The sequence below is a fragment of the Herpetosiphon llansteffanensis genome, from assembly GCF_003205875.1.
GTDB classification, from domain to species: domain Bacteria; phylum Chloroflexota; class Chloroflexia; order Chloroflexales; family Herpetosiphonaceae; genus Herpetosiphon; species Herpetosiphon llansteffanensis.
The window spans coordinates 53917-75911 of the sequence record NZ_PUBZ01000089.1 but is presented as its reverse complement, the minus strand read 5'-3'; the positions used below and the strand labels follow the sequence as shown (position 1 = coordinate 75911).

General features: G+C 49.3%; 19 protein-coding genes. 5 read left to right on the top strand and 14 right to left on the bottom strand.

Annotation, left to right across the window (positions count from 1 at the left end):
* Positions 1–193: 193 nt before the first annotated feature.
* The 5 genes from rnpM to C5S61_RS10860 all read right to left on the bottom strand — a co-directional run bounded on the left by rnpM (position 194) and on the right by C5S61_RS10860 (position 4343).
* Positions 194–517, bottom strand: coding sequence for an RNase P modulator RnpM (gene rnpM, locus C5S61_RS10880; protein ID WP_054532402.1), 324 nt, complete (start codon positions 515–517; stop codon positions 194–196).
* A gap of 3 nt (positions 518–520) precedes the next feature.
* Positions 521–1855, bottom strand: a complete 1335-nt coding sequence (gene nusA / locus C5S61_RS10875; RefSeq protein ID WP_110515082.1) for a transcription termination factor NusA — start codon at positions 1853–1855, stop codon at positions 521–523.
* A 175-nt stretch (positions 1856–2030) separates the two neighbouring features.
* Positions 2031–2267 (bottom strand): hypothetical protein, encoded by a 237-nt coding sequence (locus tag C5S61_RS10870; protein WP_110515081.1) that lies wholly within the window; start codon positions 2265–2267, stop codon positions 2031–2033.
* A gap of 73 nt (positions 2268–2340) precedes the next feature.
* The gene (locus C5S61_RS10865) at positions 2341–2940 is read right to left on the bottom strand and encodes a GNAT family N-acetyltransferase (protein WP_110515080.1); all 600 of its coding nucleotides are present in this window, start codon (positions 2938–2940) and stop codon (positions 2341–2343) included.
* Between the two features lie 104 nt (positions 2941–3044).
* On the bottom strand, positions 3045–4343 hold the full coding sequence (locus C5S61_RS10860) for a hemolysin family protein (protein ID WP_110515079.1): 1299 nt from the start codon (positions 4341–4343) through the stop codon (positions 3045–3047).
* A 265-nt stretch (positions 4344–4608) separates the two neighbouring features.
* Between C5S61_RS10860 and C5S61_RS10855 the strand changes: the two genes are divergently transcribed.
* The 3 genes from C5S61_RS10855 (at position 4609) to C5S61_RS10845 (ending at position 9106) form a co-directional block, all read left to right on the top strand.
* Positions 4609–5688, top strand: coding sequence for an imelysin family protein (locus C5S61_RS10855; RefSeq protein WP_110515078.1), 1080 nt, complete (start codon positions 4609–4611; stop codon positions 5686–5688).
* 277 nt (positions 5689–5965) lie between these two features.
* Positions 5966–8296: an FTR1 family iron permease gene (locus C5S61_RS10850; protein ID WP_164689362.1), complete on the top strand. Its 2331-nt coding sequence runs from the start codon at positions 5966–5968 to the stop codon at positions 8294–8296.
* Between the two features lie 357 nt (positions 8297–8653).
* Positions 8654–9106: a DoxX family protein gene (locus tag C5S61_RS10845; RefSeq protein ID WP_110515076.1), complete on the top strand. Its 453-nt coding sequence runs from the start codon at positions 8654–8656 to the stop codon at positions 9104–9106.
* Between the two features lie 63 nt (positions 9107–9169).
* On the opposite strand, the gene C5S61_RS10840 is transcribed toward C5S61_RS10845, so the two are convergent.
* From C5S61_RS10840 to C5S61_RS10815, 6 genes are all read right to left on the bottom strand, one after another.
* On the bottom strand, positions 9170–10549 hold the full coding sequence (locus C5S61_RS10840; protein ID WP_110515075.1) for a DUF5685 family protein: 1380 nt from the start codon (positions 10547–10549) through the stop codon (positions 9170–9172).
* A gap of 134 nt (positions 10550–10683) precedes the next feature.
* Complete coding sequence (lgt, locus tag C5S61_RS10835) at positions 10684–11586, bottom strand: prolipoprotein diacylglyceryl transferase (protein ID WP_110515074.1); 903 nt, start codon at positions 11584–11586, stop codon at positions 10684–10686.
* 42 nt (positions 11587–11628) lie between these two features.
* Positions 11629–12498, bottom strand: coding sequence for a gluzincin family metallopeptidase (locus tag C5S61_RS10830; RefSeq protein WP_110515073.1), 870 nt, complete (start codon positions 12496–12498; stop codon positions 11629–11631).
* A 238-nt stretch (positions 12499–12736) separates the two neighbouring features.
* Positions 12737–13531 carry a hypothetical protein gene (locus tag C5S61_RS10825; protein ID WP_124033419.1) on the bottom strand — a complete coding sequence of 265 codons (795 nt, stop codon included), beginning with the start codon at positions 13529–13531 and terminating at the stop codon, positions 12737–12739.
* Positions 13518–14591 carry a hypothetical protein gene (locus C5S61_RS10820; RefSeq protein ID WP_110515071.1) on the bottom strand — a complete coding sequence of 358 codons (1074 nt, stop codon included), beginning with the start codon at positions 14589–14591 and terminating at the stop codon, positions 13518–13520. The genes C5S61_RS10825 and C5S61_RS10820 overlap by 14 nt, the downstream gene beginning before the upstream one ends.
* Before the next feature lie 127 nt (positions 14592–14718).
* On the bottom strand, positions 14719–15723 hold the full coding sequence (locus C5S61_RS10815; RefSeq protein WP_110515070.1) for a hypothetical protein: 1005 nt from the start codon (positions 15721–15723) through the stop codon (positions 14719–14721).
* Between the two features lie 359 nt (positions 15724–16082).
* Between C5S61_RS10815 and C5S61_RS10810 the strand changes: the two genes are divergently transcribed.
* Both C5S61_RS10810 and C5S61_RS10805 read left to right on the top strand, forming a co-directional pair.
* Positions 16083–17060 (top strand): phosphotransferase family protein, encoded by a 978-nt coding sequence (locus C5S61_RS10810; RefSeq protein WP_110515069.1) that lies wholly within the window; start codon positions 16083–16085, stop codon positions 17058–17060.
* A 134-nt stretch (positions 17061–17194) separates the two neighbouring features.
* The gene (locus C5S61_RS10805; protein ID WP_110515068.1) at positions 17195–18217 is read left to right on the top strand and encodes a LacI family DNA-binding transcriptional regulator; all 1023 of its coding nucleotides are present in this window, start codon (positions 17195–17197) and stop codon (positions 18215–18217) included.
* A 3-nt stretch (positions 18218–18220) separates the two neighbouring features.
* On the opposite strand, the gene C5S61_RS10800 is transcribed toward C5S61_RS10805, so the two are convergent.
* From C5S61_RS10800 to C5S61_RS10790, 3 genes are all read right to left on the bottom strand, one after another.
* Positions 18221–19981, bottom strand: a complete 1761-nt coding sequence (locus C5S61_RS10800) for an ATP-dependent nuclease (protein ID WP_110515067.1) — start codon at positions 19979–19981, stop codon at positions 18221–18223.
* 164 nt (positions 19982–20145) lie between these two features.
* A complete protein-coding gene (locus C5S61_RS10795; RefSeq protein WP_110515066.1) occupies positions 20146–21261 on the bottom strand; it encodes a class I SAM-dependent methyltransferase in 1116 nt (371 codons plus the stop codon).
* 56 nt (positions 21262–21317) lie between these two features.
* Entirely contained in the window at positions 21318–21893 is a 576-nt protein-coding gene (locus C5S61_RS10790; protein ID WP_110515065.1) for a DUF4256 domain-containing protein, read from the bottom strand.
* Positions 21894–21995 lie beyond the last annotated feature (102 nt).

Sequence of the window (21995 nt, the reverse complement as noted above, 5' to 3'; positions counted from 1 at the left end):
CGGTTACCACCGCTGCCGCCGCTGCTAGCAGAGAAGCCTTCACGGCTAGATTTGCGATTGTTTGCGCGATCACTTACGCCATCGCGGGTATTTTTTTGAGAAACTGGCATCTATGGTCCTCCTAATGCCCAACACGAAGTTTGTGTTTAAGGGCTTGGGAAGCTGAAGCCAGAGGCGAAGGCAGTGATGCGGCTTAGTTCATCGCAGCCTCCACCGCTGGGTCAGCATCGGGAAATTGATCAGCAATTGTTTGCAGAGCCTGCTGATCAATCGCGCTCAATTCGACGCGCAAGGCTCGCTCTAAGGCCCCGCGCTTTAGCGCATTGGTCCAACATGGGCGTTCAGCACAGAGATATGCACCGCGGCCCGCTTGCTTGCCACTTGGATCGACCACAACACTTTGGTCGGCCAAGCGTACAAGACGTACCAACTGACGTTTATTATCGGTACGCCGGCAAGCAACACACATGCGCTGTGGCACATGGCGTGGGCGCGGCGACTGCTTTTGAGCAGCCATAGGCTATGCCTCGGTATCCGTCTCGTCGCTCTCGCCAGCTTCATCTTCGATGATATAGCTAGCAATGAGCTTGTCATTGAAATAAATATTGAGTTTTTGGGCGGCGGCACGCAACGCGACTTCTTCGCCAATAATCTCTGCTGGCAATGGGCCATATTGTCGCCCTTGATAGGTAACCAAGGAATCGACACGGACCTTGCGGGTTTCGACTTTAGCGGTTGAAAGCGCTGCTTCTTGCAGCATTTGTTCCGACGCGGCAGCTTCGCGCACTTCGGCAGCAGCGCGTTCTTCCTCGAGGAGTGAAGATGCGCTCTTAATATCGATGCGCCAACCAACCAGTTTGGCTGCCAAACGAACGTTTTGGCCCTCCTTGCCAATTGCCAACGACAATTGTTTATCTGGCACGACCACGGTGGCCGTTTTCTCGCCTTCATCAAGATGAACTTCGACGACTTGGGCTGGGCTGAGGGCGTTGGCAATAAATACCCGCATATCAGCGCCCCATTGCACCACGTCGATCTTCTCGCCGTTCAGCTCATTGACAATATTTTGAATCCGAATCCCGCGCATCCCCACGCACGAGCCAACCGGGTCGATGCCTTCTTGACGGGCATGCACGGCTACTTTCGAGCGTAAGCCTGGTTCGCGGGCAATTGATTTAATTTCAACTGTGCCGTTATAAATTTCTGGCACTTCCATCTCAAACAAGCGTTTGATCAAATCTTTGTGGGTGCGCGAGGCCACCAAGCGCGGGCCACGGGGATCATCACGGCGGGCTTCCATCAAATAGACTTTAAGCCGCTGACCATGGCGATAGTTGTCGTGGCTAATTTGCTCTTTTTGCGGCAGAATCGCTTCTGCACGCCCAACTTCCAAAATGACGTTGCCTTTGGCGGTACGCTGCACGGTGGCAGTTACAATTTCGCCTTCACGATCAAAGTATTCGCCATAAATATGGTCGCGTTCAACTTCTTTGATCCGTTGGAGCACAACTTGCTTGGCAGTTTGGGCGGCAATCCGGCCAAAATCGTCGGGCGTGCTTTCAACATAGACGGTTTCGCCAATTTCAACATCGGCACGCACGTTACGCGCATCTTCAATGTCGATCTCGAAGCGATCATCCATCACTTCATCAACAACTTGCTTCTCGGCGTAAACCCGAATGCGGCCAGTGTTTGGCTCTAATTCAATCTTAACATCGACGGGTGGCGGATTATTGCCCAAATAACGCCGATAGGCAGAAATTAGGGCTTGCTCGACCACATCCTGCACCGACTCGCGGGGAATGCCGCGTTCAGCGGCAATCTGTGAAATAGCTGCGTAAAAATCACTTTTCATATCTAGCCTCGCTTAGGGGTGCAGTGGGTCAGGTATCGACATAATACCTGCTTTGATGGAGCCACCCTGCGTTGGTTAACCTTGTTGACAAGAAGAAACGTGGGGGACACCCACGTTTCGGTCTGTGTACTTCATACTGATTATAGTATATCACTACCACTAAGGCCGTGCAACCCTAGGGAGTTGGGTAGGCCGTTGGTTGCGAGTTAGGCACTGGGTATTGGCCTGGCTCCAAGGTTGGCTCAACAACCACGTTGCCATCTGCTGGCGTTGGGTAGGTTGCAGGAGTTTGGGCTGGGGCCGGATTGGTTGGTTGGTTGTTAACCGGAGCAGTGGTTGGAGCTGAACCGGTGGTTGAACAACCAGCCAAGAGTGCTAGCACAACAAGGCTAGCCAACATGTGTTTGCGCATCTGTAAGAACCTCCATGGGTTTTCAATCGCTCGCTATGCTACCGTAGCGCCGATAAAAAGTCAAAGCTTCGGCTTAACCGTTATTAATCTTTTTGGCCTGCGCCGCCCGCCAATCAGCGCCAAGTAAGCCAAATACCACGGTGTCGGTAAAGCGGTTTTCGACAATATCAAAGTAATTCTCGCGCAGCAGCCCTTCTTGATGAAAGCCAACTTTTTCGAGCGCCCGCCGCGAGCCTTGATTGTCGGGGTGAATCTGGGCTTCGATGCTATGTAATTTAAGGGTTTCAAAGCCAAATTGTAGAATCGCCTGCAAGGCCTCGGTCATAATGCCCTTACCCCAAGAGTGCGCTGCCAATTCGTAGCCAATTTCGGCCCGCGCATGCTCGCTCTCAAACCGCCAAAACCCAGCTGAGCCAATCCATTCGCCATGCTCGTGCAAGGTAATGGCCCAGCGCACGCCAATTTTTTGCTCAAACGATCGTTTGAGACTGTTCAAGCGATTTTCTGCTTGCTCAGGCGTTTCCATTGGCAATTGACCAAAATAGCGCAATACCTGTGGGTCGGCCATAATCGCAAACATTGGATCGCGATCGGCTAAAACTGGCTGGCGTAATAGCAGGCGCTCGGTTTCCAACACGGGAAATTGGGCTAAAGCACGATCTAAATCAAGCATAACACCTCTTGCTATATACATGCGCTTTTAGCTTCAATCAGCGACGGCTTAACGCAAATGACGAAACTCAAACGAGCTTCGTCATTGCCCAATTATCAAGCAGTTTAGGCGCGTTTTTTGATCAAGACTTTATCAATCCGCCGCCCATCCATATCGATCACTTCAACATCGTATTCATCCCAAGCCACATGATCACCAACATTTGGCAAGCGATGCAGCTCGTTTAACACATAGCCTGCAATTGTCACAAAATCGTTGGCATCATTAATCGCAATATTCAAGCGATCAGCAATCACAGCGTAGGATTCAGAGCCGTCGATCAGCCATGAGCCATCATCACGTTTGACCATGGTTTGTTCTTCGTTGGAATCATATTCATCGCGAATATCGCCAACCAGTTCTTCTAAAACATCTTCGAGGGTCAGAATCCCCGAAATCTGGCCATATTCATCGACCACTAAAGCCATGTGCGAGCCAGTGCGGCGAAACAGACTCAACATTTTGGAAACAGGCTCGTGCTCCAATACATAGGTTGGCGGGCGCACCAATTCACGCAGTTGGCGTTGGTCGTTGCCCAACATCGATGGCAACACATCCTTTATATAGATCGTGCCAATCGAGCGGTCAAGCGAATCGCCTTCGTAAACTGGCATGCGCGAATAGCCATGTTCAACTGCAATGCGAGTGATTTCAGCAAGCGGGGTGTTGGCGCTGACTGCTACCACATCTGGACGGGGTGTCATCAGCATGCGCGCCGTGCGATCCGAAAAATCGAAAACCCGTGAGATTAACGCTTCTTCGTGCAAGGCGACTGTGCCGCCAGCTCGCCCTTCACGCGTCATATACAAAATATCGTCTTCAGTTATGCTAGAATCAGGCTTTTTGTTCTGGCCAATCAACATCAAAATCAACGTTGATGAATTGGTCAGCACCCAGACGATTGGCCTGGTGAGCCACGAAAGCCACGAAAGCAAGGGCGCAAGGTTGCGGGCAATCGTATCTGCATGCAACAAGGCTAAGCGTTTTGGCACAAGCTCACCAATAATCAACGACAGATAGGTGATGAGCAATACAACCACCGTAAAGGCAATTGAATCGGCATAACTCTCGAGCGCAGGAATCGTTTTCAGATATTCGGCAAAGGGTTTGCTAATATTCGCGCCCCCAAAAGCTGCTGCAAACGTACCAATTAACGTGATCCCAACTTGAACGGTGGCTAATAAGCGATCAGGTTGGTCGGCGAGTTGCAGGGCCTTCTTTGCCCGAAGATCGCCATCGGCGGCTTGTTGTTCTAAGCGAGAACGCCGCGCCGAAACCATGGCTAGCTCCGATGCAGCAAAAACCCCGTTGGCAACCAGCAATACCAAGACAATTCCTAGCTCGCTGGCTATGTCACTTAGCATTCAATTGTTCCTTTCTCAAACATAGAATGGCTCCAGCACAGGTTAAATTTTATTGGGATTCCTTGTGCTGTAATATCACAAATTGTACCATTGACTTGACCTCGCGTTGAAGCATGTTTCGGCGTGATTATTCTGCTTAAATCTAAGAATCATTCTCGTTTGACAGAACCAATAGCGCGACGTATACTCTGCCAATCACAATAAAAACAGTTTTTTCCGTACTAACAGATTTAACTAGACCTTGGCATTTGGAGGTTTCTGGCTCATGTATCGTTGGCTTTGTGCATTAACTCTCGTAGCAGTGCTTTTCGGCTGTGGTGCTGAACAGGCTGCTCCTACCACGCAACCAACCCAAGCTGCCGCCGCTGGCGAACTTGGCGCAATCAAGACCTATCTTTTGGGCAAAACTGGCGATTTGATCACCAGTACCACCGCTTTGGAAACCGCTAGCCAGCGCTATTATGATTTGGCAAAAGCTGCTAATTTCGATTATGCAACGCTCTGGCGCAGCAAGCAAGCTGAGGTTGGCACGACCTTGAACGATGCCAAAGCAGCTTGGTTGAAATCCAGCCCTACCTACGAACAAATGGAAGGGATCGTTGCAGGAGTAAGCAGCTTGGCCGATTTCGACGTAACGCTTGATGCTGGTGCTTCTGCAGAAGAAGGCGGCGATAGCGTGGTCAATTATGATTTGAGCTTGGCTGATGGCCGCACGGTTGCCAAACCAGGCAACTTGTTTGGCGTAACCGAAAGCACGCTCTGGGGCACGTACGATGCCTTCCGCATCACCGATGTTGAAGCAGACATCAACGGCAACGGCACGGTGGAATTTGGCGAATCGTTGCCAGAAGCCAATGTCTTATTGGCAGCAGCCCAAAAGCTCAAGGCTACCGCAACCGAGCTTGATATCGCCGCCAAAGCGTGGGAACCAACCGACAGCGACGCATTCAGCGCCTTGGTCGTGATGGTGCCAACCATGAACGAATATTTCGATTCGTGGAAGAATTCGCGCTTTGTTGCTGGCGATAGCAGCACCCAACGCGATTTTGTGGCCATCTCACGCTTGGCCGACATTGGCGATATTCTGGGCAGCTTGCAAGTTGTCTACGATAGCCTTAGCCCCAAAATTGCCACCCTCGATGCCGACCAAGATCGCCAAATCAAGACCAACTTGCAAGGCCTCCGCGATTTTGTTGCCGATGTGCACAAAAAAGAACAAGCTGGCCAACGCTTTACTGCTGAAGAAGCCGATTTGCTCGGTGCTGAAGCCCAAAATCGTGCTGATGCAATTACCGGCCAAGTCAGCCAAATTGCTGCTCGCTTGAACGTGAAAATCAGCGAGTAAGCAAAAAAACACAGGATTAGGCTAAAAATCGGTTCACGAACTGATTCGCAAATCGAACCAAAATAGGTATACTGCTTGTATCACAGTTATACCTATGCGATCAATGAGAAAGAAGTTGCGACGGAGCAAGGTCGATGGAGTTTGGGTGTGCGTCCCTCCATCACAAAACTTAAGCAGCAAAGGGCGTGAACTGTTGGCATACAGTTCACGTCCTTTGTCGGTTTATTTTGCTGTTGCTCATTGTGAGGAGCAGCAAACCACAATTTTAGGAGCTTGTATGTGGTTGCGTCGTTTTTTGCTGGCGTTGGTCGTTGCCTTATTGCCATGGTCTGCCATGGCAGCCGAACCATCACCAGCCCAAGCCAGCGAATCGGTGCGTTCGTTGTTGGTGCAAGCCCAATTATCGCTCACAACTGATGCTGCCAACGCCAAACGTTTAGTCAGCGAAGCCCAAGCCTTGTATGATCAAGCCCTCGCCAAAGATTTGACCAGCTTGGCTCCCCAACAGGCGAGCACAATCGCCACGCGCTGGGCAGATTTAACCAAAGCCTTGGAAGCCAACGATGTTGCGGCATTTGCTCAACAGCGATCGTTGCTCTGGATCGATTTGCTCAAAGCCAGCTATGGCATCGTTGGCCAATCAATCGATACAGGCAAGCCAGAACAAGCCTTGCAATGGCTGCCAGTGCGCGAGTTTCGCAATGCAACGCGCTTTTCACGCCCCAACGGCGATGCAGCCCGCGCCATCGAGCAATGGAAACAAGCAGCCTATAGCGCCGCCGATGCCCGCATTGCGCTCGATGCAGATTTGTTGGATACCTACCAAGCCAAACTTAACGAAAGTTTGCGTACTCTGCGCAGCGCCGCCCAAAAAGGTAATCGCATTCAACAAGCAGAGGCCGGCGCGGCAATTCAAGGCTATTTTAATATTTTAGAGCCAGCGTATCGTGGGCAATACCCTGATAAGGCTGATAGTGCATTAACCAATGCCCAAGCCTTGCGCGAAGCAGCGCTGAGCAACGCCAACCTTGAAACGGCAATTACGACCTTTGAAGGCTCGCTCAGCGGCTTTCGCGCAGCTCCACTAAGCCCATCAGAGCAAGTGCGCCGTGCTGGTCAATTGCGCCGATTCTTGAGCCTCGTGCCAGTTGAATATGAACGTGGCGTGCGCAACGGCCAAGTAACGCTTGATCTCGAAATTCAAGAAGCCACGACCTTCCGCAATGGCGCTGCTGCTGCATTTAGCGACCTCGAAAGCTTGTTGGTCGAAATTGATGCGACCAAAACCCAGCAAGTTGCTGGCGAGTTGCGCGATCTTGAAACGATTTTGACTGCTGCGGCCCAACGTACCAGCGTTGCCGATCCTGATGCAGTGCAAGCCAAAGTCGATAGTATTACCACAACCTTGGCCTCAATTATGCCCGCCGAGTGGCAAAAATCGAGCCTCGAAGGCGATTTCGATGTGATCGATTCAATGCTTGATCAGATGGAAAATGCGGTTGCTGGCGATCAATACGATCTGGCTGAATCGGCGCGTTTGGAAGCCTACGCTGTGCTCGAATCTGGCCCAGAAGCACGTTTGATTGTGTTTGCGCCAGAATACAAAGCCCCAATTGAAAATCTCTTTTGGTATGGCAAAGACGAATTTACTGGCCTTGCCGAGTTGATTCGCCAAAAAGCGTCGTTGAGCGACATTCGTGCCAGCCGTCAAGCCTTGGATAAACAACTTGATTTGGCGCAAGATGCCCTTGGCGGCTCCAGCACGCCAGAAGCTGTGGCAACCAGCGCTGCGGTGATTGTGTTCCGTGAAGGCTTAGAAGCTGTGTTGATTTTGGCCTCGCTGCTCGCCAGCCTCAAAATTGGCGAACAACGCAGCTATCGCAAGCCAATTTGGATTGGCGCAGCCCTCGCTATGGTTGCTACAGCCCTAACCTGGATGTTGGCACGTGGCCTAATCAATGAACTAATTCGCCGTGGCGATCAAGAAAAGATCGAGGCGATTGTTTCGTTGATTGCGATTGGTGTGTTGCTGTTGATCACCAACTGGTTTTTTCACAAAGTTTATTGGACTGGCTGGATGGCCAATTTCCATGCCCAAAAACGCCGAATTATCGGCGGCAAAGCTGGGCTTTGGCTGGGCTTGATCACCTTGGGCTTTACCAGCATCTATCGCGAAGGCGTTGAAACCGTGCTCTTTTTGCAAGCGCTGGTGCTCGAAGCCAGCACCCAAGTGGTGCTTGGTGGGGTGGCACTGGGGCTTGGCGGCACGGCCTTGGTTGGCGTGCTGGTCTTTGGTTTGCAAGCAAAATTACCGCATAAGAAGATGCTGATCGTTACTGGTGTGATGATTGGCGCGGTGCTGCTGATTATGGTTGGCAACACGGTCCACATTATGCAATTGGTTGGCTGGATGCCATTGCACCCAATTCGCAGCCTCGAAATTCCCTATTGGGCCAATATGTGGCTGGGCTTCTACGCAACGTGGGAAGGCATTGCCTCGCAAGTGGCAGCTGCGGCCTTCGTGATTGGCTCGTATGTGATTGCCGAACACTTGCAACATCGCAAAACCGATGTTGCGGTTAAACGCCAAAGTGCCACTGCCAAGTAAATAATTTAGAGTTATAGTCAAACGTCCCCTCACCCTCAACCCCCTCTCCCACTGAACGCGGGCGAGGGGGAGCCGACCATTATGTATCAACATATTGCGGTACAATCATGGGGTTAAAGCCCCTCGCATGCCTAGCGTGCGAGGGGCTTTTTATGTAGCTTGTTTGCCCATGTTTATGCGTCGTTTGGCTAAAATTAAGTTTGTTAGCTAAGTTTCTCAGCAATCTTCATCCCAACTTCATCGTTTATTAATCTTTTATTGACCTTTGGGACGTGAGCAAGGACGTTGTTTCGGACTATCTAGCTTTATAGTGGCCGAGGTTTGAAATTCACCTTTGCTTGAAAGGAGCACACGGTCATGGCAAGTATCAATAAATTACTCGATAAGCCAGGGTTTGGGATCGCTATTTTGCGAATTGTGGTTGGTTTTATTTTCTTTATGCACGGTTGGGATAAGTTCACTGGCGAAGGTGGGCTTGATGGAACTTCTGGGTTCCTTGGCAGCCTTGGCATTCCAGCCCCTTATTTCATGGCGATTTTGTTGATTGCGACCGAACTCATTGGCGGGATTATGTTGATTCTCGGCCTCTTTACGCGCTATGTCGCAGTGGCTGAAGCAATTGCCATGGTTGTGGCTTTGGTAACCGTGCACTTGGAAAATGGTTTCTCATCACAAAATGGTGGCTACGAATATGTGTTGGCTTTGATTGGGGCAAGCCTTGCCTTGGTCTTGCTTGGTTCAGGCTCATTGGCGCTGGACAACTTGCTCAGCCCACGCTTGACCGGCCGCCAAATTACTGCTCGCGCCTAAAAAACTTACAGATAAACACAGCGACCCCGCCATGCAGCCTAGACGCATGGCGGGGTTTGCATTTTAACAATCGCAGCTACAGCAATCGCCACATTCGCAGCAACTCCCGCATTCGCAACAGCCACAGCCGCCTTCACAGGCATCGGTTACATCGCAACATAAACATGAACACTGACAACAATCACAGCAATCGCTATCACAACAGCGGCTGCGTGAGCGATGCGAATGGCGGCGGCTTTGGCAGCAACACAAGGCCGCACCTAACGCCACATCACGCTTGCTATCTTGATAATGGCCTTGCGGCGCAGGATGCGAGCTTGCAGGCGGCAACGTGCCTGGTGGTAACATCGTGGGATCATTTGGATTGTACTGCGGCGGATATTGCGATGGATATTGTTGGCCTTGATAAGGTGGTTGTTGCGGGTATTGGCCTTGGTACTCTGGGTTTTCGTGGGGTTTGAGCGCCCGCGTTGGCCCAGTGTAGGCGCGGTTGGGGTCGCGGCGCGATGGATCGTCATCGTAATCGCTGGCCATGGCTGGAATTAATGCCGCTGCAATCGGCAAGGCTGTCGCGCAGGCCAAACTATGGCGCTTGCAGGCCCCAAAGGCCTTTGATCCAATTGCTGGCAACATATTCAGCAATAGCACCTCAACCAAATGGGCTTGCAAAAGGGTTAAGCGTTGCCAGTGTTGGCGCAAGGTTGCCAATGCATCATTGAAAATTTTATGTGCCGCGGTGCGCAATTCAGCTTGGGGCGTAGCAGCCAGCGCATTAAAATGGCCACGCGCTTGATCTTCGGCAAAATCGCCATAGCTATCGAGCAGCAACATCATACGGCCATACATGCGGCCCATTTGCTCAAGCGGCTCGGCATTGCTTGGTTGGTTGGCCAAAATCGCGGTATGCCGAAAGGCTGCGCCGACAGCGGCCTCGGTTGGAGCCGAGTAGGTGCAAAAATCGGCGTTCGGCAAGGCTTCAACTGCTGCTTGGGCAACTGCTTGTTCGCGCAGCAAGGCTGGCTCGAAGCCTAATTCACGGGCAGTTTGTTCTGCCTGCTTATCCCAGCGTTTGGCTACGCCATTGGCGACGAAGGGAACCTTGCCAGCCCAGCCATCGCGGTCGGCCACATTATCGCGTAGCCGAATTGCTGCCATCAGCAAACTGACCGCTGCTGCATAGCGCGACCCATGATCATCAGCAGCAACTACATCGAGCGCTCGAAAGCTGCGCAAGGCACAAACACTGGTGCGGCGTGCGCCTTGTTCAGGGCGTTGCGCTTCGTACAAGGCCGAAAGCAAGGCTGCATCGTAATTCGTGGTGATGCGCGCAACTTGGCCGTGCTGGTCGCGCAAGGTGAGGCACATGCCACAAATATGGCTCCACCAAGCGGCATGGGTCGATTGATCGAGGTGCGGCGAGCACCCACGCAAAACGCCAAACATAATAAGCCCTTTCTCAAAAAGAACATTGCTGAAAATGGCCAGAATTGGGAGAAAATCTTGCAAAAGGTACGTGGTTTAGGGGTTGATTGTTGCGAAAAAAGAGCTTGAGGCAGCAACCCCAAGCTCTTTTGTAATTAAGCGGCTGCGTTGGCTGGTTCGCTTGGCTCTGGTTGCCAAGGGTTGTCCCATTGTTGGTAGCTGCTGGCTGGTGGTCGGCGCTGCAAGGCACGGCGCAACACAAACAAACTGCTACAACCAACAATCAAAACAATGCTGGTTAAACGGGCGGTTGAAAGGCTATCGCCACATGCAGCGCCGCCAACGCCACCAGTACACAGTTTGTCGACCCGCAGATCTTCGATCCAGAAGCGGCCAATTGAATAGAGCACGCCGTAGATCAGCAATGAATCGCCGTTGCGCAAGCGGCCACGGAAGCGTCGTTCAAGGAAAATAATTGCGAACAACACACCCAAATTCCAGAATGATTCATAGAGAAAGGTTGGGTGGAAGCGGGTTGCTGCATCATATTGTTCGGTGCCACGAATCCGATATTGCGCGGGAATGTTCAGGTTCCAAGGCAAGCCATTATTAACTGGGCCACCATAGGCTTCGTTATTGAAAAAATTGCCCCAACGCCCGATGGCTTGGCCAACGCTCAAACATGGAGCCATTATGTCCATCCATGTTAGGGCATTGGTTTTGGTGCGCCACGAGGCGATGATCACCGTCAATACTGCCCCAACGATTGCGCCGTGAATTGCCAGCCCGCCTTTGGTGGTGTTGATCATATCGATGAACGGGCCATCGCGATATTGGGGCCACGACGAGGCGACGTACCAAATTCGCCCCCCGGCAACGCCCAAAATCAAGCCAACGATCAACCAATCCCAAACGATATTGGGGTTGTAGCCACGAGCGCGCGCGCGATACGCACCCAACCAGCCACCCATCATCGCGCCACTCAAAATGGCAATCGCATACATTCGAATAATAATCGGGCCTAATTCAAGCAAATTCGGACCAAACGGCGGTTGCATAGACTCTCCTTAGAACAATTGCTTGGGCCATTGTAGCACGGCCTAATCGAGTGTTTGCTGCCATTCGGCCTCTAACAAACCAAAGGAACGATTGTAGATTGCAGCGTAGTTTGCCGCGCCAGGCTGACGCTCGCCGCCAGAAATATACAATTGATCGAAGGCTTCGCGGCCATAACTGTTAATCAAATAATCGACAAAGCTGGCCCATTGATAGTAGAGCACATTCATGCCGTCAATGCCAACGCTGGCGTAGTGGGTAGAGAGTGGTAAGGCTTGGCCATTGGCTCTATAATCGCGGGCAAAACTGCTAAAATCGCTGGCACTGCCGAGCCAATAGCGGCCTGCGCCCCAGGTGGCAAAGCCCTCGGAAAGCGCCAAGTCGGCGCTCAAATGGGCAGCGCCATAGCGATCTTGCTGCAATTGATGCACAAATTCGTGCGCTGCGATATTAACGACCCGACTGCGAGCAACTCCAGCGCAACTATAAATGTAAATCACCCGCACATCGGAGTAAGTTACGCCATGAAAGCCACATTGCGCATCTTGGCTAATGACCACGGTCATCCGTTCGCTTAGGCGAATATTGGTGCGCTCCTGGACATAATCCAGCGCACTTTGCAACTCACCCGCTAATTCGTTGCTTTGGTCTTGGTAAAGCTCAGTTTCAAGCACCAAATCGATTTGGTTGGAGCTTCCAGCAGTGTTGCTTTGTTCAATCGCTTGCAAGGTGGTTGGTGGCAAGGGTGTAACTTGGCTTTGGGGTACGCTGGCAGCAGCATCGCTGAAATACGCACCTAGCGGGGCATAACGGGTTTTTGGTTGATTAAGCTGGTTGACAATTAACAGCAATAAGCCCAATAACACCGCAATTGGCCCAAGAGTTGCCCAATCTAATGGTTTTTTTCGCCGCATCGCCAACCCCAATCTACACATCAGCAGCGGCTATTGTACCATTGTCGTTTCATGATGAGGATAATTTTTATTCAATTTTAAAACAAAGTTGAGGGTAATTCTCGGCCCAATAATAATCCACAAAATAGATATTAGGGGGTGTCGGGGGATGAAAACCCCCGACGTTTCCCTCCGGCGGAGGGACGGAAGGGTGGCGAAACAATGTTGTACAAAGAGATTAAATTGAAAAAGTTAAGCCTTATAGATTAAGATCCTCGGCATTAACCAAGGCTAGCAATCGCTCAAGCTCTGGCAACGGTGCAGGAGTAAGCTCAGCAAGTGGCGAGGTTAATTGCACCATTGCAGCAATAAGATGTTGCATTGCCTGTTTTTGGGCGTGGGTTGTGGTGGCAAACTGGCTACGCGAACCATGTTGGTAGCTCCATGGCCGCTTTTCGCTCAAGCGTTCAACGTCAAGCACAATCCGTTGCAATTCCTCCAGCCACGTCGTCACAAACACATGATCGCGCCGAATCAGATATTTAATCGTGACTGTGCTCATCATCCAAAAGAAGGCCACTCGTTCTTTGATTAATTCAATTGGGTTTGGCTCAGCCTGCTGGGCAGTAGCTACGGCAATTGGCTCATGCTCAAACAAGATCAACGCATCGACTGGGCGTAGTGCCTTGTCAGCTGGAACTAATGTCCAATCAACAATTAAGCCAGTGCCTTGGTAGCAGACAAAGCTTTGGGTTCCGCCTGCTGGCGCATTTTGATGAGCCTCATACAAGGTGGCAATTGGGCCAAATGTTGTAAACAAGGCAGCTCGTTCAGGCGTTGTGCTGGCGCGATTAATCGCTGGTTTGGCGCATAATTGGGCGCTTGCTGCCTCGGCCACTATCAGCATCAGATCCAGATCGCTGACTGCATCAGCAGCGTTGCGACCAAAACTGCCGACCAGCCAGCCAGCTACAAAGCGCTGATCGGCGGCGAGGGTTGTGCGTAACTGCGCGATTAAACCATCGCGCAGAGTTTGATATTCAAGCAGCATCATGTGAATCCAATTCAATTACCGTAATGCCTTTTTCGTCGGCAACGGCAAAACGCTGGTTGGCTTGATCGAAGGCGATTGGTGGCGGAATTAGCTCTGGCTTCATTAATAAACTACTGGTTTGCGTTCCCGTATTAAGCTCTGGCCAACGCTGGATAATTTTGCCGATTGTGCCATCAAATAGCTTAGGATGTTCGTAAAAACCAAGCAGGTAACGCTCGGTTAATGGCATAATCGTCCCTACCGTTTCCTCGGCTTTGACAACCGAACGATAGTGGCGATTAACTAAATCATAGATCCCAATACTATATGGGCCGCTATGAAACAAGGGGTCGTCGTGATACTCAGGTACTTCGCCATCATCTTCTGGATATTCGCCGCTAATCAGCATCAATACCTGATCGTTGACAAACGCTGCTGCACTAATGTCGGCTACCCTTGGATAGCCAAAATCAAAGGTGCTTGTATCAAGCAAGGCGGGATTAGCCAGTGCTTCGGCAATTGGATAGAGCACAACCGTTTCATAGGGATGCCAAATCCAACCAGCACTCAACAACCATGTTCCACCTGGGCTGATTGCCAACCGTGAGTGAAACATATCTTCTGGATTGCGCCCATCCGATTCGGAAAACCATAAACGCAAGCGCTTAATAAACGACGTGCCAGGAGCTAGTCGAGTTCGACCTGTGCGTGCTGCTTCAACTTCAAGTTTAAGATAGCGTGTAGGGCAATGAATCAGCAATTCAGGCTCTTTGGAAACTTGCAGAAATACTACCGGATACTCATAAATCTCAGCGTGATATGGATCACGCGTTAGTTTACGCACAGGTTTATGCCGATCAATCAACATTGCCTGGGTTCCTAAACGTTGATAGATAACTGCTAAATTGCCAGAAGGCGACTGAATAGCTGAATCGTACTCTTTGTCATAGCCTGCATGAAAACGTTCTGATGTACCATCGAGTTGATAGCTCATGCCATCAAGCCAATCAATCAGGCGATTGTTATGCCACGTAAGCGAACGCACTCCTAGCGCTGAAATTCGATCTTCTCGGTAGTCCATCTCAAGCCTCAATAAGTGTTTTGCGCTGCTATACTAAGGCAACTATCGTTTTGGTTTAACCATCGCTTGAACGAGAAATTCATTCCAACGGTTTCCATGCAGGGCTTAATAATGCAAAACATGTGGACTACACGTCCAATTCAATCACCGTAATAGCGTTATCATCGGCGACGGCAAAACGCTTGTTGGCTGAATCAAAGGCGGTTGGCGGAAGCGCTTGGTCGAGCCTGCCGATCATGCTGTGGGTTTGGCGGCCTGTAGCCAACTCTGGCCAGCGCTGCACCACTTTGCCGGTTGTGCAATCGAACAATTTAGGATGATCAAAGAAGCCGACCACATAGCGCTCATTTAAGGCCATGGCCGTGCCCACGATTTCTTCGACCTGAACGGTTGCCCGAAACTGGCGATTTTCCAAATCGTAGTAGCCGATGCTATGCGCTCCACGCCGCTGCACCAGCGTATCAACCAAATTTGCATTGAGGTTGGCAAATTCATCGGTGATGATCAGCAGGGTTTGTTCATCCAAAAAGCTGACCGAGCTAATATCAACTTTGATTGGTGGGCAAAAGCCTTCGGTATCGAGAATTTGTGGCTCAGACCATAGCTCATCAACTTTGTAGATTGCCACGGTATGCGCTGGCTGCCATTGCCAACCGGCGCTCACCGCCCATGTGCCTTTGGGGCTGACGCTCAAGCGCGAATGAAAAATATCGACTGGTTTGCGCTTCCAGCCTTCGCTCAACCGCCGTCCGGTTGCTACATCCTCCAAATCAAGCTGGTTGTGCTTATCGGGACAGTGGAGCAGCACATCATTTAAATCGGCATGTTGCAATATGGCTATCGGGTATTCATAGCTATCGGCGTAGTAATAACTGCGATTAATTTCGCGCACAATTTTGCCATTTTTCAGCACCAAGCCCTTGGTTCCCAAGCGTTGATAGATGACCACCACTTCGCCTGAGGCCGATTGCACCGCTGCATCAAAGGGATAAGGATAGACCGTGGTCGAACGCTTGATCTTGCCATCAAGCTGATAGCGCGTTCCGCCAGCAACCCAATCGATCAAACTATTATTCTTCCAGCATAACGAGCGCACGTTTGGCGCAGGAATGCGATATTCGCGATAGTTCATACAATCCCCGTCTATTTTTACCGAATTGGCTATAGCAGCAGTTGTGCCGCGTTATTCAAATCATTGTAATAAGTCTATTGCATCAGCAGCATTGCTGTGCTATACTTCTGTAACGTTTCAGAAACACAAGCGTTGCTTCAGCGTTTCGTCTGATAATGGTCTTTGGAGCATGTGCGGCAAACACATTCCAAAAACCGAGATTCGCAAGCCTCGCGTGTTCGAAGCATACTCTCCTTGCACTTCCAGCGGATTGGCCTTGATTCTCCCGATGAGGGCTGCTGCGCTGGGAGTGTTTTATTTAAGCAGCAATGTTCACTGGGCTAATCTGGCGTAGCGCCATGATTGCGAAAGGAACTCCAATGCACAGCACGACCAAAAATCTCAAAACTCGCCAACAAATTGCTGCAATGGCTGCCCATGCGTTTGCTGGGATGCAGCTTGCGCCGCATGCAGACGCAGTTCAAGAACTCAAAGATGGTTGGTTCAATGCCGCCTATGCGGTTACATTGGCCGATGGTCGCGAGTTTGTGCTCAAAATTGCCCCACCGCCAACCGCCGATGTGATGAGCTACGAAAAAAACATTATGCAGACCGAAGTTGCAGCAATGCGCTTGGTGCAGCAAAATCCAGCGATTCCGGTGCCAAGCATCGCCTTTTTCGACGACACCTTGAGCATGTGTGATTCAGCTTATTTTTTTATGCAAAAAATTGCTGGCACCAACCTTGAGCAGATACGGGCAACGCTTGATCCAAGCATCCAAGCTGAGCTTGATCGCCAAATTGGTTCAATTATGCACCAGATTAATAGCTTTAGCGGCAGCTATTTTGGCTACGAAGGCAACCCCGAATTGCGCGGCACAACTTGGCGAGCCACGTTTATTAAGCTCATTGATGCCCTGCTTGTCGATGGTCAGCGCAAAAATGTTGAATTTGATCATAGCTATGCAGAGATTCGTACCGCTGTGCTCACGCATGCCGCTGCCTTGGATGCAGTGACTACGCCTCAGTTAGTGCATTGGGATGCTTGGAATGGCAACTTCTTTGTTCGCGATTCCACGATTGTTGGGATTATCGATTTTGAACGGGCGTTATGGGGCGATCCCTTGATGGAAGCCCAATTTCGCCCCTTCTCAGGCGAAAGTCTGATCAATTTTATGCATGGCTATGGCAAAATAAGCTTTACGCCTGCAGAAGAACAACGCTGCCAACTCTATTCGCTCTACTTGGCCTTGGTTATGGCAATCGAATGCTATTACCGCAATTATGACACTGATGTTGTGCGCACGTTTGCCCGTCAATTGCTGGCCACAACTATGGCTTGGCTCAAGGCCAATTAATCATATTCGCAGGAGCACGCAGCACGAATCTCGGAACCGATCCCATCGCCGTAGCAAGCGCAGCAAATATTGCGCCATCAGGCTTGGACGCGGTTTCGAGCATTCCAAATAGAAGTTGTTTAGAAGGTCGGATTATGCCATCAATTACGATTGAACAAATTGCCGAAATTGCTCAGGTTTCGATCGCGACTGTTTCGCGGGTGCTGAACAATCAGCCGCATGTGCGCGCCGAGGTGCGCGAACGGGTCTTGGCAGTGATGCAGGAGCATCATTATACGCCGCAGGCAGCGGCCCGAACCTTGGCTGGGCAACGCCCCAAAGTTATTGCTGTGTTTATCTCCGAAACCACCGCGACGATCTTTCGCAATCCGACCTTCTCGAATTTGCTACAAGGCATGACCGAGGCCTGTAATGCCAAGGGCTACGTTTTGATGGTCTCGCTCGATAGCGCCAATCGGGCTGATGATCCAGCGACCAAATTGCTGCATGGCCGCAGCGTCGATGGCCGCATCGTAATTCCTAATACGATCAATGATCCCTTGCTGCCGCAGCTGATTGCTGATCGTGTGCCGATGGTTTTGGTTGGCAAACACCCGCTTTTGCACCATATCGTGACGGTTGATATTGACCATTTTGCTGGCAGCTATCAAGCGGTGCGGCATTTGCTGGCACTTGGCCATGAATCGGTTGGCATGATTATTGGCTCATTGCACGCTCCAGCTAGCCACGATCAAATTGAGGGCTATCAACAGGCCTATCGTGAGGCCGGCTTGCCAATTCACCCAGCCTTGATTGTGACTGGCGCAGAGAGCGAGCACGGCGGTCAAAGCGCGATTCAGCAACTGTTGGCTTTGCAACCACGCCCAACCGCGTTGTTCGTCAGCAGTGCAGTGATGGCAACTGGGGTATTGCGCACCTTGCATGAAGCTGGGCTACGGATTCCCGATGATATAACCGTGGTGTGTTTTGATGATGTGCCAACTGCTGCCAGCCTCAACCCCAGCATGACCTCGCTGCACCAGCCAATGTACGATTTGGGCACAACCGCCGCCAATGTGTTGATCGAAATGATCGAAGGCAAAACGCCAAGCAGCGAAAACACAATCCTACCAATTAGCATGATCGTGCGCCACGAAAACGATGAATGCTGCGAATAATTGCTATTGGATCGGCATTCGACGAAATCTATCTAGATTACGAAATAATTGTACTATCTCTTCGGGTATTTCGTTTGGTTTGAATTCTGAAATAATATTTTGATTGGTTATAGTAATATTATATTTATTGAGTAAATAGGTATTAATTTCAGATAACACTAGTTTGCCATCAATTAAATTCATCCTTTTTTCTATATCAATCCATTGTTCTTCGAATGATAGTAATGCCTGATTTATAATGCTTGTTTGATCTAATGATGATTTATTGAAAAATTTGATTCGATTGGAAATATAATGCGTTTGAAATTCGGGTTTCAATGTATCTGTTATTGTATTCAAGATAGTTATAAAATTTTCAGTGTAGATATTTGGATTTTCTGGATTGTCAACGAGCTTCTTTTTGAGAACTCTATCAATAACATCAATATTAATTAAATAACTTTCTATATTTTTTCTTTTATAAATATGCAGGAATTTTAAATTACTTTTTAATTCATTATGGATAGATTGTACTTCTTCATCACAACGATAATTTCGATCAAGGATTGTGCCTAAAGCTAGAGATGTTCCAAGGGTTTGTTCGATGCCCCATATCAATGATCGCACATCTTCCCATCGAACGAAGTCTTTGATCGGAACAACTGTCAAATCTATCTTATTTACTAATTCAGGGAAATCTGTTTTTTGAGCAAATTTACTTAAAATTTTGAAATCATCACCTTCAATAAACAAAACTCTTCTTGTTTTTGATAGCCTCGTTAATGCAATATTTTGGTTTGATCCTAATATATTCATTGCATGTTGAATTTGGTCAATATCTTTTAGTCGTTGAGAATGATTTAAGCTTTTATTAATTATAACAATATCTAATGGGTCAGATTCAGATATAATTTCAGCTGAATGAGTTGCAAGCAAAATATTGGGCTGTATTTCTTTTAAAATAAATAAGAGTTGTCGTTGTAGGTCTGGATGTAAATATATTTCTGGTTCATCGATAACTAGAAGATCTGCATCGCTTGAACGAACAATATGGGTCATTAGTTGACACCAGATTTGAAATCCAAAGCCAGACCAATATATTTCACGGTCAATCCTATTTTCACTACAAAACATTACTAAACTTGAATGATCAATAATTTCTGGAAATTTTATATCCATTCCGGGCCAAGTTTTTCTAATTTTTTCTGAAAAATCCTCAAATTTTTCTGGAAAATAGTACCAATAATTTCTAAAGTGGCGTGAAGCACGATGCGTAACTAAACCATTTTGAACAGTCTGCTTACTAATCAATTCCTCTTTATATTCTACTGGTCCCATAACAGGCACAAAATCTACTTTTAGAGGGAAAATCTTTTTAAAGTGACTGGCAGTTCGCGCGGATTTAGAGCCATCCATGGGGATGAACACAGGATTACCATCAATTGGAAAATACAACATTAATTTTGTATTATTTGATAGATGAAAAATAATTGTTGTAGGCGTACTTTCATCGTAATTTGTATGAACATTCTCCAATGAGATTGGTATACTATCGGTTGGAATAATATGGCCATATGTATAGCCTTCTGGACCTGCTACAGGAACTGCATTTTTGGCATTTGCGCGCCGAATACCAGCATTTAATACGCGAATTGCATTAAGAATTGTTGATTTACCTGAATTATTTGGGCCAACTAAAACATTCATCTTGCTCAGGGAGATTGAATAGCGAGAAAAAGCTTTGAAGTTCTTAAATTCAATACGTGTAATAGTTACTTTGCTCATAGTAGTTCCTTTTTATGTAAATTATTACAAAAAAGCGTTAAACTTACTATAGCAATTGAATATGTGAACTGTCAATGTTTGATGGGATTATTATCTGTATAACAATAGAAATTCGATTAACCAAAAAAAGCCCTGCTGCTCAACTGAGCAACAGGGCTTTTTTTTTATTCTTCGGCGGGCAAGGGCGCTGGCACATAGCGGCCTTCGACCTTCTCGGCCAACACAAAATACGGGCCGGTGCGCATCCAGCCAAACAACCACAAATCAAGCTCCATCAGCAGTGTGACCAGATATAGCGCCCAATAAATTGGCGAGTTTTTGGTCAGGTGGCGACGCATTGCGCGGCGGGCCACGATTTCGCGTTGGGCACCAGCCGAGGCATTGACGGCCTCATCGGTTAGCACCGGAGCAATGGTGGCTTTGGCGGTTTTGCGCTTAGCAATCAGCGATTCGCCCAGTTTCATCAGCACATGCTCGACAAATGAGGTGAAAACGCTATTCCAAAATACCACTTTAACCGGCTTCAAGCCTGCTTCAACCAAGGCCGCTTCCACATCATCCCACGTTTTGAGGTCTTTGATGTGGTCGGATTTACGCCGTGCTTCGCGCTCGAAATCGTAAACGCCTTGCTTGACAAAGAATTTGCCCAAGCGCTTGGAAATATTGATGATCGGCTGAATTGGCGACATTTCGCGGGTATTCGAGAAGATTGCCACTCGACCGCCAACCCGCAACACGCGCGCAGTTTCGACCAAATAATCGTGGATCACGTCGCGCGGGAAGTGTTCGAGCACATCGACTGAGAGCGATTTATCGAATGCACCATCGACAAATGGCAAGCGCCGCGAATCAGCTTGGGCCAATTCCATCTCGGCTAGCGCTTGGTCGGCGAAAAGCACCGCTGGATCGCTGCCAACAATCAAGCCAACCGCATCAGCGTTCCACAAGCCAAAGCGCCCATTGCCACAAGCATTATCAAACACAATATCAGTGGGCTTGAGCGCCAACATGCGCCGAATTTGGCGATGGCGCACGCCTGCTGCCAGCAATGGGGGAGCCATCTCACGATAATCAAGCTCCTCGCCCATGCTTTCTTCTTCGGAAACATATTTTGAAATATAATCAAATTCAGTTTGGCGCGGCATTAAATCAATGTAGCCCTTGTGAATGGGATATTCGTTGCGGCAGCCAGCGCATAGCACATGCTCAGCATACACCGCCAAATCCCGTGAGTTACAGGTAGGGCATTGCAACAACCGATAAAGTTCACGTCCAACCATTGATCGACCTTTCTATTGGCGTAGCATAGGATGCCGCGATATTAAACAAGCTGGCTTTAGACGCGCAACAAGCCACGAAAGCCGCGTACCGCATAATATGAATCTGCACCACTATGATAGATAAAAACATGTTTGTAGCGATAATCACCGAAGAGCGCGCCGCCATGATCGCGAATTGCAGGTGGGGTTTGAAGCCAGCTTGATGTTTTGGTATCGAATGCGCCAAGCTGTTGCAAGGCCCAATAATCTGCTTCGCTCAGCAATTCAATCCCCATTTCCGCTGCCATATCTTGGGCACTGGTTGCTGGTTTATGTTCTTTGCGCGCATTCAGCGCTTCGCGATCATAACAGATGCTACGGCGATATTTAGGAGTTTCGACCGAACAATCGTAAAACAGATATTGATCGCTTGCTGCATCGTAGCTAACCACATCTGGCTCGCCACCAGTACGCTCCATTTCGTTGAGCGACCACAGTTTGGCGGGTTGGGCTGCAAGTTTTGCTTCAATCTTGGCCCATTCCAGCGTTGGATGGCGCTGCATGAATTGCTCAAAACGAGCTTGCAAGCTGCGCAGCAGGGCCTCGGCATCTTCCGGTGCTAAGGATGCTTGGGTTGGATCAACACTCTTCATTGTGTATCGTACCTCCGCTTGATTGCTTGGCATTGACGGAGCATAAGCAACTAGGTTTGCGCGCAATGTGCGGCTAACTAGCGTGCTAGTATAGCAGAAATT

Excerpts from the sequence above, each read along its gene's own strand:
- rnpM (WP_054532402.1), bottom strand. The coding sequence starts at position 517 with ATGGCTGCTCAAAAGCAGTCGCCGCGCCCACGCCATGTGCCACAGCGC.
- nusA (WP_110515082.1), bottom strand. The coding sequence starts at position 1,855 with ATGAAAAGTGATTTTTACGCAGCTATTTCACAGATTGCCGCTGAACGC.
- C5S61_RS10870 (WP_110515081.1), bottom strand. The coding sequence starts at position 2,267 with ATGCGCAAACACATGTTGGCTAGCCTTGTTGTGCTAGCACTCTTGGCT.
- C5S61_RS10865 (WP_110515080.1), bottom strand. The coding sequence starts at position 2,940 with ATGCTTGATTTAGATCGTGCTTTAGCCCAATTTCCCGTGTTGGAAACC.
- C5S61_RS10860 (WP_110515079.1), bottom strand. The coding sequence starts at position 4,343 with ATGCTAAGTGACATAGCCAGCGAGCTAGGAATTGTCTTGGTATTGCTG.
- C5S61_RS10855 (WP_110515078.1), top strand. The coding sequence starts at position 4,609 with ATGTATCGTTGGCTTTGTGCATTAACTCTCGTAGCAGTGCTTTTCGGC.
- C5S61_RS10850 (WP_164689362.1), top strand. The coding sequence starts at position 5,966 with ATGTGGTTGCGTCGTTTTTTGCTGGCGTTGGTCGTTGCCTTATTGCCA.
- C5S61_RS10845 (WP_110515076.1), top strand. The coding sequence starts at position 8,654 with ATGGCAAGTATCAATAAATTACTCGATAAGCCAGGGTTTGGGATCGCT.
- C5S61_RS10840 (WP_110515075.1), bottom strand. The coding sequence starts at position 10,549 with ATGTTTGGCGTTTTGCGTGGGTGCTCGCCGCACCTCGATCAATCGACC.
- lgt (WP_110515074.1), bottom strand. The coding sequence starts at position 11,586 with ATGCAACCGCCGTTTGGTCCGAATTTGCTTGAATTAGGCCCGATTATT.
- C5S61_RS10830 (WP_110515073.1), bottom strand. The coding sequence starts at position 12,498 with ATGCGGCGAAAAAAACCATTAGATTGGGCAACTCTTGGGCCAATTGCG.
- C5S61_RS10825 (WP_124033419.1), bottom strand. The coding sequence starts at position 13,531 with ATGATGCTGCTTGAATATCAAACTCTGCGCGATGGTTTAATCGCGCAG.
- C5S61_RS10820 (WP_110515071.1), bottom strand. The coding sequence starts at position 14,591 with ATGGACTACCGAGAAGATCGAATTTCAGCGCTAGGAGTGCGTTCGCTT.
- C5S61_RS10815 (WP_110515070.1), bottom strand. The coding sequence starts at position 15,723 with ATGAACTATCGCGAATATCGCATTCCTGCGCCAAACGTGCGCTCGTTA.
- C5S61_RS10810 (WP_110515069.1), top strand. The coding sequence starts at position 16,083 with ATGCACAGCACGACCAAAAATCTCAAAACTCGCCAACAAATTGCTGCA.
- C5S61_RS10805 (WP_110515068.1), top strand. The coding sequence starts at position 17,195 with ATGCCATCAATTACGATTGAACAAATTGCCGAAATTGCTCAGGTTTCG.
- C5S61_RS10800 (WP_110515067.1), bottom strand. The coding sequence starts at position 19,981 with ATGAGCAAAGTAACTATTACACGTATTGAATTTAAGAACTTCAAAGCT.
- C5S61_RS10795 (WP_110515066.1), bottom strand. The coding sequence starts at position 21,261 with ATGGTTGGACGTGAACTTTATCGGTTGTTGCAATGCCCTACCTGTAAC.
- C5S61_RS10790 (WP_110515065.1), bottom strand. The coding sequence starts at position 21,893 with ATGAAGAGTGTTGATCCAACCCAAGCATCCTTAGCACCGGAAGATGCC.